Source organism: Aeromicrobium panaciterrae (assembly GCF_039537165.1).
Lineage (GTDB): Bacteria > Actinomycetota > Actinomycetes > Propionibacteriales > Nocardioidaceae > Aeromicrobium > Aeromicrobium panaciterrae.
The window spans coordinates 2,766,534-2,780,018 of the sequence record NZ_BAAAZZ010000002.1; the positions used below are offsets into that span (position 1 = coordinate 2,766,534).

Below are 13,485 nucleotides of genomic sequence, written 5' to 3' on the forward strand. Positions count from 1 at the left end.
CTGCCTTGGTCCTGAATCTCCAACTGATGAATGAGGTAACTATGGAACCGGGAACTATTTGGCTGCTGCTGTGTACAGCGCTGGTCATCTTCATGACGCCGGGGTTGGCGTTCTTCTACGGCGGACTCGTCAAGGCCAAGAGCGTTGTCTCGATGATGATGCTCAGCTTCGGTGCCCTCGGTCTGATCAGCGTCCTGTGGATCCTCTACGGATACAACATGGGTGTCCTGAGCGACAGCGGCGACGACCTCATCCCAGGTGTCCTGGGCAACCCGTTCGGCGCCGACGGCAACGACTTCGGCCTCTACACGCTGGTGAAGTCTGACGGCAACGCGCTCGGCTGGGTTGCCTTCGGCGGCTCGTTCGCGATCATCACGACGGCGCTGATCTCGGGCGCGATCGCCGACCGTGCGCGGTTCTTCCCGTGGATGCTGTTCGCCGGCATCTGGGCGACGATCTGCTACTTCCCGGTCCAGGGCTGGGTGTGGGCGTTCAACGACGACGGCATGACCGGTTGGATCGGCAAGTTCGGCTTCGGTGACACGTCCACGCAGGACTGGGCCGGTGGAACGGCAGTCCACATCAATGCCGGAGCCGCTGCGTTGGCGCTGGCACTCGTCCTCGGCAAGCGCGTCGGCTTCAGCCGTGACCTGCAGAAGCCCCACAACGTCCCGCTCGTGCTCATCGGCGCAGCGATCCTGTGGTTCGGTTGGTTCGGCTTCAACACCGGTGCGGCAGTCGATGACACCGGGGCAAGCGTGATCTTCCTCAACACGCTGGGCGCTCCGGCCGCGGCCATCCTCGGGTGGATCCTGGTGGAGCATTTCAAGAACGGCAAGGCGACCTCGGTCGGAGCGGCTTCGGGTGCTGTCGCCGGTCTCGTGGCGATCACCCCGGCGTGTGCATTCCTGACGCCGCTCACGGCGATCCTGCTCGGACTGGTTGTCGGTGCGATCTGCGCGCTGGCGATCGAGCTGAAGTTCAAGCTCGGTTTTGACGACTCGCTCGACGTCGTGGGCATCCACCTCGTCGGTGGACTCGTCGGTTGCCTCTACCTGGGCTTCTTCTCGCGTGACACGGGGCTGTTCACCGGAGGTGGCAACCTCGACCAGCTCGGGACCCAGGCCGTCACGGCCTTCTCGGTCCTCGCGTTCTCCTTCATCGTTGCCTACGTCGTGGGCACGATCATCGAGAAGACGATCGGATTCCGCCTCAAGGAGCACGACGAGGCTGCCGGCATCGACTCGGTCCTGCACGGCGAAGAGGGCTACGCGCTCTAGTCGATCTCAGCTCGACAACGCAGCACGCGATGCGCCCGCCGGTACGTTCGGCGGGCGCATCGTTGTCCGCGTGTGGCGAGTCGACTCACGAGGTTCACAGTGGCGGCTTCGCCGCGAGACGTTCAACCCGCCTCAACGCTACGGCCGCGGGCGGCCTCCGGTTTCAGCGTTTTGGTCGGCACCGTGCCCGTATGGCAACATTGACTCTTGGCGCTGCATGGTTCTGCCGCAGGGGCACCATCACTGAGCGCCGTACGACTCACACTTATTCAGCAATCCGTGGGTGACCTGTGGCACCAGCGAGGAGACAGCAATGACGAACATCATCGACCAGGTCGCGGGCGAGTCGCTCCGCACCGACCTCCCCCAGTTTCGCGCCGGCGACACCCTCGAGGTCCACGTCCGTGTCATCGAGGGCAACCGCTCGCGCATCCAGGTGTTCAAGGGTGTCTGCCTCAAGGTCCAGGGTTCCGGCATCGGCCGCACCTTCACGGTCCGCAAGATCAGCTTCGGTGTCGGCGTCGAGCGCACCTTCCCGCTGCACACCCCGGTGATCGAGAAGATCGAGATCGCCACGCGCGGTGACGTACGTCGCGCCAAGCTCTACTACCTCCGCAACCTGCGCGGCAAGGCTGCCAAGATCAAGGAAAAGCGCGAAGACTGAGAGCCGAGGTCGACGCGTTGCGCACTACGGCTAGGCTCACCGCGTGACTGAGAAGAAGCGACAGCTCCCCGTGTGGCAGGAGTCGATCCTTCTGGTCATCACCGCCATGGTGATGGCGGTGATCGTCAAGACGTTCTTCCTCCAGGCCTTCTACATTCCGTCGGAGTCGATGGAGCCCACGATGCTCGTCGACGACAAGCTCCTGGTGCAGAAGGTGTCCTACTGGGGCGGTGAGCCCAAGCGCGGTGACATCGTCGTGTTCGACGATCCGGGAGGCTGGCTCGGCGAGGAGGAGTCGCGTCACGCGACCAACCCGCTGCAGCGTGCCCTCGAGACCGTCGGGCTCTTCCCGACGGGTGGGCACCTGATCAAGCGAGTCATCGGTGTCGGTGGCGACGAGGTCGTCTGCTGCACTGAGGCGGGCAAGCTCACGGTCAACGGCAAGACGCTCGACGAGCCCTACCTCCTCGAGCCCAACAGCCCGGCGAGCGAGCTGCGCTTCGACGTCAAGGTGCCCAAGGACCACCTCTGGGTCATGGGCGACAACCGTGGCAACTCGGCAGACTCGCGCTCGCACCTGGGCGATCCCGGCGGCGGGTTCATCCAGGACAAGGCCGTGGTCGGCAAGGCGTGGCTGCGCGTGTGGCCATGGAACCGTTCCGGCTTCATCCACAAGCCCGAGTCGTTCGAAGCCGTCAACGGAAAATGACGCGGTTCGCGAAGGGTTCGACGATCCGGCGCGACGCCGGGTTGTACGGCTTTGAGCGCGCCCTCGCCCGTCAGGGCCTCACGCCTGTCGCCGGCGTCGATGAGGCGGGACGCGGCGCGTGTGCCGGCCCCCTGGTTGCCGCGGCGGTCGTGCTCGACCGGCCCATACCCGGCATCGCCGACTCCAAGCTGCTCACCGAGGCGCGCCGCGAGACGTGCTTCGACCTGATCATGAAGCGGGCGACCGACGTCTCGGTCGTCGTGGTGTCGCCGCAGGACTGCGACCAGATGGGTATGCACGTCGCCAACATCTCGGCGCTGCGCCGCGCCCTTGCACGCCTCGCCGTACGCCCCGGCTACGTCCTCACCGACGGATTCCCAGTCGATGGTCTCGGCGTGCCGGGCCTCGCGGTGTGGAAGGGCGATCGGGTCGCCGCATCCATCGCCGCTGCCTCGATCGTCGCCAAGGTGACACGCGACCGCATGATGGTCGAGCTCCACGAGCACTATCCGCAATACGATTTCGCCACGCACAAGGGTTATTGCACGTCGCTGCACCAGGAGCGCATCGACGAGTTCGGCCCGTGCGTCGAGCACCGCAGACGATTCGTCAACGTACGAGCAGCGATGGAGGGAGCCGCACATGAGTAGCGAGGATCTCGAGCGCTACGAGTCCGAGATGGAGCTGGCGCTCTATCGCGAATACCGCGACGTCGTCTCGATCTTCAAGTACGTCGTCGAGACCGACCGACGGTTCTATCTCTGCAACGCCGTCGACGTGAAGGTGCGTTCCGAGACGGGTGACGCCTACTTCGAGGTCACGATGAGCGATGCCTGGGTGTGGGACATCTATCGTCCGGCGCGCTTCGCCAAGACCGTCAAGGTGCTGACGTTCAAGGACGTCAACGTCGAGGAGCTCCAGGAGTCCGAGACCCAGCTCCCGACGGCTGACTGACTGTCCACAGCCCTGCGGCATTCTCTCGGCGATCCACAGGTGCCCTGATGACTGTCGTGTAGGCCGTGTGTCCCCGCGAGGCTCGGGGGATGACGTACGAGCGCAACAAGGCCATGGGCGCCTACGGCGAGCGCGTGGCCGCCGAGCACCTCACGAGGCTCGGCATGGTCGTGCTGGCCCGCAACTGGACGTGCAAGTTCGGTGAGATCGACATCGTTGCGCGCGACGGGTCGACGCTGGTGATCTGCGAGGTCAAGACGCGCAGCGGCCACGGCTACGGAGGACCGTTCGAGGCGGTGACGGGTCACAAGGCCAGGCGGCTGCGCCGGTTGGCAACCCACTGGCTCGAGGTGCACGACGTCCACCCGCCGAGCCTGCGCATCGATGTGGTCTCGGTGGTGATGCAGGACCGGGGAGCGCCGGTCGTCGAGCGCATCACCGGTGTGGCCTGATGAGTGCGCCGACCCACTCGGTGACCCTCGACGGGTTGTCCGGGAGGCCGATCGAGGTCGAGGTCCACATCGGTGGTGGCCTGCCCCGTACGGTCCTGGTCGGGCTGGCCGACACGATGGTCAGTGAGGCGCGCGATCGGTGCCGGTCAGCGGTGGCCAACTCCGGCACGACCTGGCCCGATCAGCTGGTGACCATCAACCTTGCACCGTCGACCCTGCCCAAGACCGGCTCACACTACGACCTGGCCATTGCACTGGCGGTGTTCGCCGCCAAGCAGCTCGTCCCGGCAGAGCAGCTGGATGGTGCGGCGTTCCTCGGCGAGCTGGCCCTCGACGGGCGGCTTCGGGCGATCCGTGGTGTCCTCCCGGCGACGCTCGCGGCTGCCGAGGCAGGCTTCGAGCGCGTGTTCGTGCCGGAGGTCAACGTGCCGGAGGCTGAGCTCGTCACAGGCATCTCGGTCGTGGGTGTCCGGTCGTTGCGCCAGACCGTCGCTCTGCTGACCGGTGCAGAGGAGCCCGACGACCCGCCGGTGCCTCCGCTCGACGAGGTCTCGGGCATGTCGTGGACCTCTGCCGAACGGCTCGCCCACCTCGACCTTGCTGACATCGCGGGCCAGGAGGACGCGCGCATGGCGTTGGTCGTCGCGGCCGCCGGCGGGCACCACATGCTCATGACGGGTCCGCCCGGCATCGGCAAGACGATGCTGGCCCAGCGGCTGCCGGGTCTGCTACCCGATCTGACCCACGAACAGTCGCTCGCGGTGAGCGCGGTTCACTCGATCGCGGGCGTGCTGCCCAGTGACGCTCCGCTGCTCAGGCGTCCGCCGTTCCTCGACCCACACCACACTGCCAGCGCCGTGTCGATCGTGGGAGGTGGCAGCAAGGTCATCCGGCCCGGTGCTCTCTCGTTGGCCCACAACGGCGTCCTGTTCCTGGACGAGGCCCCGGAGTTCTCATCCAATGTTCTTGAGGCACTTCGCCAGCCGCTCGAAAGCGGCCACGTGGTCGTGTCCCGGGCCGCCCTGACCGCGGCCTATCCGGCACGTTTCCAGCTCGTGCTGGCGGCCAACCCCTGTCCTTGCGGCATGAGCAGCTCGGTCAGCGACCAGTGCCGCTGCTCACCGCTGAGCCGACGGCGCTACGCCGATCGGCTGTCGGGCCCCATCCGTGACCGCATCGACATCCACCGATCCCTGTCGCCGCTGGCCCGTCCCGAGCTGGTCAACGCCATGACCGGCGCTCGCTCGACTGCTGAGCTCGCCCTGACCGTGGTCGAGGCCCGCGCACGACAGGGCCGGCGATTTCGTGCGACGCCATGGCGGCTCAACAGCGCCGTGCCGGGCGTCGAGCTGCGCAAGCAGTGGCCGGTCAGCGAAGCCGGTCGCGTCATGATCGACCAGCAGCTGCGCACCAACAAGCTCAATGCCAGGTCGGCGGACCGCATCCTGCGCCTGTCGTGGAGCGTCGCAGACCTGCACGGTCATGACGTGCCGACCGGTGACGACGTCGACACGGCTCTCTCGCTGCGGCGGGGGACGCCGCTTGGCAGCGAGATGCGCGACATGGTGCAGGCCTCATGAGCGATCGCCAGGACCGGCTCGCCCTGAGCCTCATCGCCGAACCTGGAGACCCCAGGCTTCGCGACCTGTTGACGGTGCATGAGCCGGGGCGACTCGTTGCGGCAGCGCAGGGCCGAGGCTCCCTGCGGGTGCCGGCCGTCTGGCGCGAACGCGCACACGATCTGCCCCGCTCGGTCGAGACTGCCAAGGCGCGCGCGAAGTCGCAGCGCCTGCGTTGGCTGTGTCCAGGCGATGCTGCATGGCCGTCGGCGTTGTCGGATCTCGATCATCTGGAGCCTCTGCACAACACCACCGGTGCGCCGGTCGGGCTGTGGATGCGCGGTGCGGGGAACCTCGCGCAGATCAGTGCTGAGAGCGTGGCTGTGGTCGGTGCCCGCGCGTGCACGACCTATGGGGCTGAAGTCGCCTCCGAGATGTCGGCGGACTGCGCAGATGCCGGCTACACCGTGATCAGCGGTGCCGCGTTCGGTGTCGACGGGTGTGCCCACCGTGGTGCGTTGCTCATGAACAAGCCGACCGTCGCCGTGCTCGCATGTGGTGCAGACGTCGACTATCCCGTCGCCCACAGTGCCCTGATCGAGGAGATCGCCAAGACCGGGCTGGTGATCAGCGAGCAGACACCGGGTGCGCGCCCGCTCAAGGGCCGCTTTCTGTCGCGCAACCGCATCATCGCGGCACTCAGCCAGGGCACCGTCGTGATCGAGGCCGCGATACGCAGTGGCTCCCTCAACACGCTCCACTGGGCCGATCAGCTCGGCCGCACCACGATGGCGCTGCCAGGTCCTGTCACGTCGCGTCAGTCGTCGGGCACGCATGATGCGATCCGGACCGGCAAGGCCGTCCTGGTGACCAAGGGCAAGGAGGTCATCGAGGAGATTCGCGGGCTCGGTGCTGAGCCGTCGGAGCGCGACGTGGTGCCGCTGACGGAGTTCGACCGCCTGCCTGTGGCCGCGCGCAAGACGTTGGACGGACTCGACTGGAGTCGGGGTCGGTCGCTGACCGAGATCGCTTCCGGGGTGCGGCTCACTGCTCGCGAGGTACTCGTCTCGCTAGACATGCTCGAACGCCGCGGACTGGTATGTCGCCACGGCGTGGGGTGGATCCTCGCCCGGCGAGCCGACGTCGGCTAGATCTCGGGTCCGAGGACCGGTTCGTGCGGCGCGCCCGAGGCTTGTTCCTTGAGCTCGACGAAGATCGTGTGCGTCGCTGTCGTCCCGATGTTCTCGCCCGAATGCGTCTGAGCAGGTAGCCAGGTCGCCAGGCCCGCCTTGAGTGAGACCTCTCGTTGGTGGTCACCCACGCTGAGCCGGCGATCGAAGTCCGAGAGCGTGACCATGACGCTGTCCGGGTGGCTGTGAGGGGTCGTCCTGTCGCCGGGTTGATCGAGGTACTCGAGCACACGTACGCGCTCGTTCTCGAACACCACTGTGTAAAGGGTGTGATTGGTCGCCGCCGGATCGTCCGTCATGCAGTCATTTCAGTCCAGATTGCCGGCCACGTAAAGGTGTGCGGCGCGCCGACGCCGGCTGAGCGTCACCTCGCCGCACACTGGATCCGATGACCGAAACAGCCGAAGAGCAGCTCGGCGAGACGTGGGCGCGCGTACTCGCCGACTACGAGCGCCATCTGGTGTCCGAGCGAGACCTCTCGACCCATTCCGTACGCGCCTACGTGACCGACCTGCACGCCCTGGCCATCCACGCCGAGCGGCTGGGCGTGACCAACCCGTCCGACCTGTCGATCCGTACGCTCCGCAGCTGGCTGGCCAACCTGCAGACACTGGGCAAGGCCCGGACGACGTTGGCACGGCGCGCAGCCTCGGCCCGTGTGTTCACCGCCTGGCTCGTCCGCACGGGTCGCGCGACCGCCGATCCCGGCGCGCTGCTCGCGAGTCCGAAGGCACGACGCGAGCTTCCTGACGCCCTGACGCAGACCGAGATGCGTGCCGTGCTCGATGCCGCGGTCACCGATCTTGCCGACGAAGGACCGCGGGGGTTGCGTGACCTGGCGATGCTCGAGCTGCTCTACGCGACCGGCATCCGTGTCGGAGAGCTGGTCGGCCTCGACATCGACGACCTCGACCGTGACCGGCGCGTGGTCCGGGTGTTTGGCAAGGGTCGCAAGGAACGGTCAGTTCCGTACGGAGCGCCCGCAGCCGAGGCCGTCCAGCACTGGCTCACCACCGGCCGGCCGACCATGGTGTCGGCCGAGAGTGGTTCTGCGGTGTTCGTCGGCGTGCGGGGGAGCCGCATCGACCCACGCGCGGTCCGCCGCGTCGTGCACGAACGTCTCGGCGCGGTCGAGGGTGGACCCGATCTCGGGCCGCACGGGCTGCGTCACTCCGCCGCCACGCACCTGCTCGAAGGTGGAGCCGATCTGCGCAGCGTGCAGGAGATCCTCGGCCATGCCTCCCTCGGGACGACTCAGATCTACACACACGTCAGCAACGACCGGCTTCGCGCTGCCTACAAGCTGGCACACCCGCGCGCCTAGAGGAACTTCGCCGGGTCCACGGCGCGGTCGCTCTTGAGCACCATGAAGTGCAGGTGGCATCCGGTCGACAGCCCGGTGTTGCCCGAGCGCCCGATGACCTCACCGCGACCCACGTGCTCGCCCACTGACACCGACTGTCGGCTCAGGTGGTTGTAGGTCGTCTCGAAGCCCGGTCGATGACGTATCACGATCCGTTTGCCGTATGCGCTGCTCGACGAGCGCGAGACCACCGTCCCGCCGGCTGCCGCGTGGACGGAGGTGCCGCACGCCACGCCGAAGTCGGTGCCGTCATGGAGCTTGCGTACGCCGGTCACGGGGTGCACCCGCATCCCGTAGGGCGACGTCACCGGACCACCCACCGGCCGACCCAGCGAGCCTGAACCGCCCGCCGGAGGTGCAGGTGGCGTGCCGTTCGGGTCGATCAGACGGAATCGCCCGCGTGCCAACAGCTCGAGCGGGTCGAGGTAGTTGTCGCCGGCGATCCGGCCGAGGTGCAGGCACGGCCCGGCGCAATGGCTCGGAGAACCCAGCAGGGTGCCGATCGGCTCGCCGGCCGCCACGGCATCGCCGACGTGGAGCTTTGACGACACCGGCTGATAGGTCGAGCGCTCGCTGCCGTGGTCGATCGTGATCGCCGGCGTGCCCGCCACCGAGCCCACGAACGTCGCTCGACCGGCGGCCACGGCTCGTACGGGGTCTCCCGCAGACGCCGCGAGGTCGACGCCGCGATGCCCGGGGCCATAGCGGCTCTCGGGCTTGTCGAAGCGCTGGCTGACGTCGTGGCCCGGCAAGGGCCAGGTCCACGGCTCGGAGCCGGCCGCCGCCGCGGGGCGTACGGGAGCGAGCAGGAGGATCAGGGCGATGACGAGGAGTGTTCGACGGTTCATCACGCCAGCCAAGTCCCGAGACGACGGATGGTCGTCGACGGTCGTGTCCGCTGGGGACAGAGGGTGATGCGGGCTCACGTGTGGATTTCGCCGTCGACGTACCCGTGCCCTAGACTGGACCCATCACTTCGCAAGGAGTGAAATTCGCGCGCCTGTCTCCGTATGACGCGAAAGCCGAATGCGGATGCGGTCCTGGTCTCCCAAGGGGAGTGGGCCACACACGGCAGGCGCCAGGTCACCGTCAACCGGCGGTGAAGACAACCAGGAGTGGCACGCACGTGCCACAAGGAGAATCACCATGGCAGTAGTCACCATGCGCCAGCTGCTCGAGAGCGGCGTTCACTTCGGTCACCAGACCCGTCGTTGGAACCCCAAGATGAAGCGATTCATCTTCACCGAGCGCAACGGCATCTACATCATCGACCTGCAGCAGTCGCTCGCCTACATCGACGCCGGCTACGAGTTCGTCAAGTCGACCGTCGCCCGCGGCGGCACGATCCTGTTCGTCGGCACCAAGCGCCAGGCGCAGGAGCCGATCGAGGAGCAGGCCAAGCGTGTCGGCATGCCCTACGTCAACCAGCGTTGGCTCGGCGGGATGCTCACCAACTTCCAGACGATGCACCAGCGCCTTCAGCGCATGAAGGAGCTCGAGGAGATCGACTTCGACGACGTCGCAGGCTCCAACCGCACCAAGAAGGAACTCCTTCACATGAGCCGCGAGTACGCGAAGCTGTCGCGCACCCTCGGCGGCATCCGCGACATGGGCCGTACGCCGTCCGCCGTCTGGATCGTCGACACCAAGAAGGAGCACCTCGCGGTTGACGAGGCCAAGAAGCTCGGCATCCCGATCATCGCGATCCTCGACACCAACTGCGACCCCGACGACGTCGACTTCCCGATCCCGGGCAACGACGACGCCATCCGCTCGGTCGGCCTGCTGACCCGCGTCATCGCCGACGCCGTTGCCGAGGGCCTGATCGCCCGCGGTGGCAGCAAGACCGGTGAGGAGACACCCGGCACCGAGCTCGGCGCCGAGGAGCCCCTGGCTGACTGGGAGCGCGAGCTGCTGGAGAAGAAGGACGCCGAGGACAAGGCTGCTGAAGCCGCTGCGGAGGCGCCTGCCGCCGACGCTGCCACGGCTGACGACGCCGAGAAGCCCGCCAAGAAGGCTGCTGCCAAGGCTGACGACGCCAACAAGCCGGCCAAGAAGGCCCCGGCGAAGAAGGCTGCTGCCACGGCTGACGACGCCGACAAGCCCGCCAAGAAGGCCCCGGCGAAGAAGGCTGCTGCCAAGGCTGACGACGCCGACAAGCCCGCCAAGAAGGCCCCGGCCAAGAAGGCCGCCGCCAAGTAAGGCGTTCGACCAACACCTGAGAAGCGAGAACACGTACATGGCAATCACTGCCCAAGAGGTCAAGAAGCTCCGCGACGCCACCGGCGCGGGAATGATGGACGCCAAGAAGGCGCTCACCGAGACCGACGGTGACTTCGAGAAGGCGATCGAGGTACTCCGTATCTCGGGTGCTGCCAAGGCGGCCAAGCGCGCTGAGCGTGAGGCCACCTCGGGGCTCGTCGCCAACTTCGGAAGCGCGATCGTCGAGCTCAACTCCGAGACCGACTTCGTCGCCAAGAACGAGCAGTTCATCACCCTCGCCGAGGACCTCGCGGTGCTCGCCGACAAGACGAAGCCTGCTGACGCCGCTGAGTTCGCCGGCGCCACGCTCGACAACGGCAAGTCCGTTGCCGAGGCCGTCGCCGACCTCGCGATCGTCATCGGCGAGAAGATCGAGCTCGGTCGTGTTGCCAGCTTCGACGGCGCCGTCGTCACCTACATGCACCGTCGCGCCAGCGACCTGCCGCCGGCCGTCGGTGTGCTCGTGGAGTTCGACGGCGACGAGGGTCATGACGTGGCTCGCGGCATCGCAATGCAGATCGCCGCGATGCGTCCTCGCTACCTCACGCGTGAGGACGTCCCCGCGGACGTCGTCGCCAAGGAGCGTGAGATCGCCGAGGCGACCGCGCGCGAAGAGGGCAAGCCCGAGCAGGCCATCGCCAAGATCACCGAGGGACGCCTCAACGGCTTCTTCAAGGACAACGTGCTGCTCGAGCAGTCGTCGGTCCAGGACAACAAGAAGTCCGTCAAGGCAGTCCTGGACGAGGCAGGCGTGACCATCAAGCGCTTCGCCCACATCGAGATCGGCGCCTGACCCAACACGATCAACCGCTCGACCACGGAGGCTGAAATGGACAACGCCCAGCTCGTCAATGATTCAGCCTCCGGTCAGAAGTTCAAGCGTGTGCTCCTCAAGCTGTCCGGCGAGGTCTTCGGCGGCGGCAAGATCGGCATCGACCCCGACGTCGTCAGCGGCATCGCCCGGCAGGTCGCTGCCGCGGTCGCCGAGGGCGTCGAGGTCGCGATCGTGGTCGGCGGAGGCAACTTCTTTCGCGGCGCCGAGCTGAGCCAGCGCGGCATGGACCGTTCGCGGGCCGACTACATCGGCATGCTCGGCACCGTCATGAACTGCCTCGCGCTGCAGGACTTCTGCGAGAAGATCGGCATCGAGACCCGGGTCCAGTCGGCCATCACGATGGGACAGGTCGCTGAGCCCTACATCCCGCGCAAGGCGATCCGCCACCTCGAGAAGGGTCGCGTCGTGATCTTCGGAGCCGGCGCCGGTATGCCGTACTTCTCGACCGACACTGTCTCGGCGCAGCGCGCACTGGAGATAGGCGCGGACGCCGTGCTGATGTCCAAGAGCGGCGTCGACGGCGTCTACTCCGCCGACCCGCGCACCAACCCCGACGCCAAGAAGTACGACGAGATCACCTTCGACGAGGCGCTTCGCCTCGGCCTCAAGGTGGTCGACGCTGCCGCCTTTGCACTGTGCATGGAGAACAAGCTCCCCATGATCGTGTTCGGGATGGACGGCGAGGGCAATATCGCCCGCGTGCTTCGTGGTGAGAAGATCGGCACACTGGTTCACGCCGCCTAGGCTGACCTCGCACTCGCACAACGGAAGAGACTCCTCATGATCGACCAGACACTCCGCGACGCTGACAGCAAGATGGCCAAGGCCGTCGAGCACACCCGCGAGGAGTTCGCTGCGATTCGTACGGGTCGCGCCCACCCCGCGATGTTCGCCCAGATCACTGCCGAGTACTACGGCCAGCAGACGCCGCTCAACCAGCTCGCCGGCTTCCAGGTCCCCGAGCCCCGTACGGTCGTGATCCAGCCCTACGACATCGGCGCCAAGCCGGCCATCGAGAAGGCGATCCGCGAGTCCGACCTCGGCGTCAACCCGAGCGACGACGGCAAGGTGCTGCGCGTGACGCTTCCCGAGCTGACCGAGGACCGCCGCAAGGAATACATCAAGCTGGCCAAGACCAAGGCCGAGGACGGCCGCATCGCCGTACGCGGTGCTCGTCGCAACGCCAAGCAGGCTCTCGACAAGGCCGAGAAGGACTCCGAGATCAGCAAGGACGACAACGCCGGAGCCGAGAAGCGCCTCGACGGCATGACCAAGAAGCACGTCGACACGATCGACGAGCTGCTCAAGAACAAGGAAGCCGAGCTCCTTGACATCTGATTCGCCCACGGCTCCCGAGGAGTCTCCGGCGGAGGCAGAAAAGAAGAGCAGGGCGGGGCGCAACCTCCCGGCAGCGATCGGGGTGGGTGTCAGCCTCGGAGCGGTGGTCGTCGCGTCGCTGTTCCTGGTGAAGGACGTCTTCGTCGCGGTCGTCGTGATCGCCCTCGGCATCGGCCTGTGGGAGCTCGCCCGCGCGTTCGCCAAGGCCAACATCACGATCCCGTTCTTGCCGATCCTCGCCGGCGGCACGATCATGCTGGTCGGTGCGTTCTACGGCGGCATGGAGACGGCGGCCATCGCGATGGCGCTGACCGTGATCGGCAGCCTCGTCTGGCGGCTGGCTGAGGGTGCCGAGGGCTTCGTGCGCGACGTCAGCGCCGGCATCTTCTCGCTGTCCTACCTCTACCTCATGGGCGTGTTCGTCCTGCTGATGCTGATCGAGGACGACGGGCCGTGGCGCATCGTCGCGTTCATCGTCGCCACGATCGCGTCAGACACCGGCGGCTACATCGCCGGCGTCCTGTTCGGCAAGCACCCGATGGCTCCGACCATCAGCCCCAAGAAGTCGTGGGAAGGTTTCGCCGGTTCAGTCATCGTCGGCATCGCCGCTGGCGTCGGCACGGTTGTCTGGGGGCTCGACGGGCGTTGGTGGGTCGGAGTTCTGCTCGGCATCGCCGGTGTCGTCTTCGCAACGCTCGGTGACCTGTCGGAGTCGCTGATCAAGCGCGACCTCGGCATCAAGGACATGGGCGACCTGCTTCCCGGGCACGGCGGCATCATGGACCGCCTCGACTCGCTCATCGCGGTCGCGCCGATCGCGTGGCTGATCCTCCACACCCTCGTCGACGTCACCTGATCTCCCGTGAGAGCCGCTAGGTT

General features: G+C 66.8%; 16 protein-coding genes. 14 read left to right on the plus strand and 2 right to left on the minus strand.

Annotated elements, in window-relative coordinates; all coding sequences use genetic code 11:
* Positions 1–26: 26 nt before the first annotated feature.
* The 8 genes from ABD683_RS14465 to dprA all read left to right on the plus strand — a co-directional run bounded on the left by ABD683_RS14465 (position 27) and on the right by dprA (position 6,769).
* Complete coding sequence (locus ABD683_RS14465; RefSeq protein WP_344770669.1) at positions 27–1,280, plus strand: ammonium transporter; 1,254 nt, start codon at positions 27–29, stop codon at positions 1,278–1,280.
* A gap of 313 nt (positions 1,281–1,593) precedes the next feature.
* Complete coding sequence (gene rplS / locus ABD683_RS14470; protein ID WP_344770670.1) at positions 1,594–1,944, plus strand: 50S ribosomal protein L19; 351 nt, start codon at positions 1,594–1,596, stop codon at positions 1,942–1,944.
* Between the two features lie 43 nt (positions 1,945–1,987).
* A complete protein-coding gene (gene lepB, locus ABD683_RS14475; protein WP_344770671.1) occupies positions 1,988–2,653 on the plus strand; it encodes a signal peptidase I in 666 nt (221 codons plus the stop codon).
* Positions 2,650–3,303: a ribonuclease HII gene (locus ABD683_RS14480; RefSeq protein WP_344770672.1), complete on the plus strand. Its 654-nt coding sequence runs from the start codon at positions 2,650–2,652 to the stop codon at positions 3,301–3,303. Before lepB ends, ABD683_RS14480 begins: the two co-directional genes overlap by 4 nt.
* Positions 3,296–3,607: a DUF2469 domain-containing protein gene (locus ABD683_RS14485; RefSeq protein WP_344770673.1), complete on the plus strand. Its 312-nt coding sequence runs from the start codon at positions 3,296–3,298 to the stop codon at positions 3,605–3,607. Before ABD683_RS14480 ends, ABD683_RS14485 begins: the two co-directional genes overlap by 8 nt.
* A gap of 89 nt (positions 3,608–3,696) precedes the next feature.
* Positions 3,697–4,059 (plus strand): YraN family protein, encoded by a 363-nt coding sequence (locus ABD683_RS14490; RefSeq protein ID WP_344770674.1) that lies wholly within the window; start codon positions 3,697–3,699, stop codon positions 4,057–4,059.
* Positions 4,059–5,639, plus strand: a complete 1,581-nt coding sequence (locus tag ABD683_RS14495; RefSeq protein ID WP_344770675.1) for a YifB family Mg chelatase-like AAA ATPase — start codon at positions 4,059–4,061, stop codon at positions 5,637–5,639. The genes ABD683_RS14490 and ABD683_RS14495 overlap by 1 nt, the downstream gene beginning before the upstream one ends.
* A complete protein-coding gene (gene dprA / locus ABD683_RS14500; protein ID WP_344770676.1) occupies positions 5,636–6,769 on the plus strand; it encodes a DNA-processing protein DprA in 1,134 nt (377 codons plus the stop codon). Before ABD683_RS14495 ends, dprA begins: the two co-directional genes overlap by 4 nt.
* Here the strand turns inward: dprA and ABD683_RS14505 are convergent.
* Entirely contained in the window at positions 6,766–7,107 is a 342-nt protein-coding gene (locus ABD683_RS14505; protein ID WP_344770677.1) for a hypothetical protein, read from the minus strand. The genes dprA and ABD683_RS14505 overlap by 4 nt on opposite strands.
* Before the next feature lie 89 nt (positions 7,108–7,196).
* Between ABD683_RS14505 and ABD683_RS14510 the strand changes: the two genes are divergently transcribed.
* The gene (locus tag ABD683_RS14510) at positions 7,197–8,132 is read left to right on the plus strand and encodes a tyrosine recombinase XerC (protein WP_344770678.1); all 936 of its coding nucleotides are present in this window, start codon (positions 7,197–7,199) and stop codon (positions 8,130–8,132) included.
* Here the strand turns inward: ABD683_RS14510 and ABD683_RS14515 are convergent.
* On the minus strand, positions 8,129–9,019 hold the full coding sequence (locus ABD683_RS14515; RefSeq protein WP_344770680.1) for a peptidoglycan DD-metalloendopeptidase family protein: 891 nt from the start codon (positions 9,017–9,019) through the stop codon (positions 8,129–8,131). The genes ABD683_RS14510 and ABD683_RS14515 overlap by 4 nt on opposite strands.
* A 298-nt stretch (positions 9,020–9,317) precedes the next feature.
* Between ABD683_RS14515 and rpsB the strand changes: the two genes are divergently transcribed.
* Genes rpsB through ABD683_RS14540 form a run of 5 tightly spaced genes read left to right on the plus strand, consistent with a single transcriptional unit; the run spans position 9,318 to position 13,462 of the window.
* The gene (rpsB, locus tag ABD683_RS14520) at positions 9,318–10,373 is read left to right on the plus strand and encodes a 30S ribosomal protein S2 (RefSeq protein ID WP_344770682.1); all 1,056 of its coding nucleotides are present in this window, start codon (positions 9,318–9,320) and stop codon (positions 10,371–10,373) included.
* Between the two features lie 37 nt (positions 10,374–10,410).
* The gene (gene tsf / locus ABD683_RS14525) at positions 10,411–11,226 is read left to right on the plus strand and encodes a translation elongation factor Ts (protein ID WP_344770683.1); all 816 of its coding nucleotides are present in this window, start codon (positions 10,411–10,413) and stop codon (positions 11,224–11,226) included.
* A gap of 36 nt (positions 11,227–11,262) precedes the next feature.
* The gene (pyrH, locus tag ABD683_RS14530) at positions 11,263–12,012 is read left to right on the plus strand and encodes a UMP kinase (protein WP_344770684.1); all 750 of its coding nucleotides are present in this window, start codon (positions 11,263–11,265) and stop codon (positions 12,010–12,012) included.
* Between the two features lie 39 nt (positions 12,013–12,051).
* Positions 12,052–12,606: a ribosome recycling factor gene (frr, locus tag ABD683_RS14535; RefSeq protein WP_425548535.1), complete on the plus strand. Its 555-nt coding sequence runs from the start codon at positions 12,052–12,054 to the stop codon at positions 12,604–12,606.
* On the plus strand, positions 12,596–13,462 hold the full coding sequence (locus tag ABD683_RS14540; RefSeq protein WP_344770686.1) for a phosphatidate cytidylyltransferase: 867 nt from the start codon (positions 12,596–12,598) through the stop codon (positions 13,460–13,462). The genes frr and ABD683_RS14540 overlap by 11 nt, the downstream gene beginning before the upstream one ends.
* Positions 13,463–13,485 lie beyond the last annotated feature (23 nt).

Excerpts from the sequence above, each read along its gene's own strand:
- ABD683_RS14465 (WP_344770669.1), top strand. The coding sequence starts at position 27 with ATGAATGAGGTAACTATGGAACCGGGAACTATTTGGCTGCTGCTGTGT.
- rplS (WP_344770670.1), top strand. The coding sequence starts at position 1,594 with ATGACGAACATCATCGACCAGGTCGCGGGCGAGTCGCTCCGCACCGAC.
- ABD683_RS14480 (WP_344770672.1), top strand. The coding sequence starts at position 2,650 with ATGACGCGGTTCGCGAAGGGTTCGACGATCCGGCGCGACGCCGGGTTG.
- ABD683_RS14485 (WP_344770673.1), top strand. The coding sequence starts at position 3,296 with ATGAGTAGCGAGGATCTCGAGCGCTACGAGTCCGAGATGGAGCTGGCG.
- ABD683_RS14490 (WP_344770674.1), top strand. The coding sequence starts at position 3,697 with ATGACGTACGAGCGCAACAAGGCCATGGGCGCCTACGGCGAGCGCGTG.
- ABD683_RS14495 (WP_344770675.1), top strand. The coding sequence starts at position 4,059 with ATGAGTGCGCCGACCCACTCGGTGACCCTCGACGGGTTGTCCGGGAGG.
- dprA (WP_344770676.1), top strand. The coding sequence starts at position 5,636 with ATGAGCGATCGCCAGGACCGGCTCGCCCTGAGCCTCATCGCCGAACCT.
- ABD683_RS14505 (WP_344770677.1), bottom strand. The coding sequence starts at position 7,107 with ATGACGGACGATCCGGCGGCGACCAATCACACCCTTTACACAGTGGTG.
- ABD683_RS14510 (WP_344770678.1), top strand. The coding sequence starts at position 7,197 with ATGACCGAAACAGCCGAAGAGCAGCTCGGCGAGACGTGGGCGCGCGTA.
- ABD683_RS14515 (WP_344770680.1), bottom strand. The coding sequence starts at position 9,019 with ATGAACCGTCGAACACTCCTCGTCATCGCCCTGATCCTCCTGCTCGCT.
- rpsB (WP_344770682.1), top strand. The coding sequence starts at position 9,318 with ATGGCAGTAGTCACCATGCGCCAGCTGCTCGAGAGCGGCGTTCACTTC.
- tsf (WP_344770683.1), top strand. The coding sequence starts at position 10,411 with ATGGCAATCACTGCCCAAGAGGTCAAGAAGCTCCGCGACGCCACCGGC.
- pyrH (WP_344770684.1), top strand. The coding sequence starts at position 11,263 with ATGGACAACGCCCAGCTCGTCAATGATTCAGCCTCCGGTCAGAAGTTC.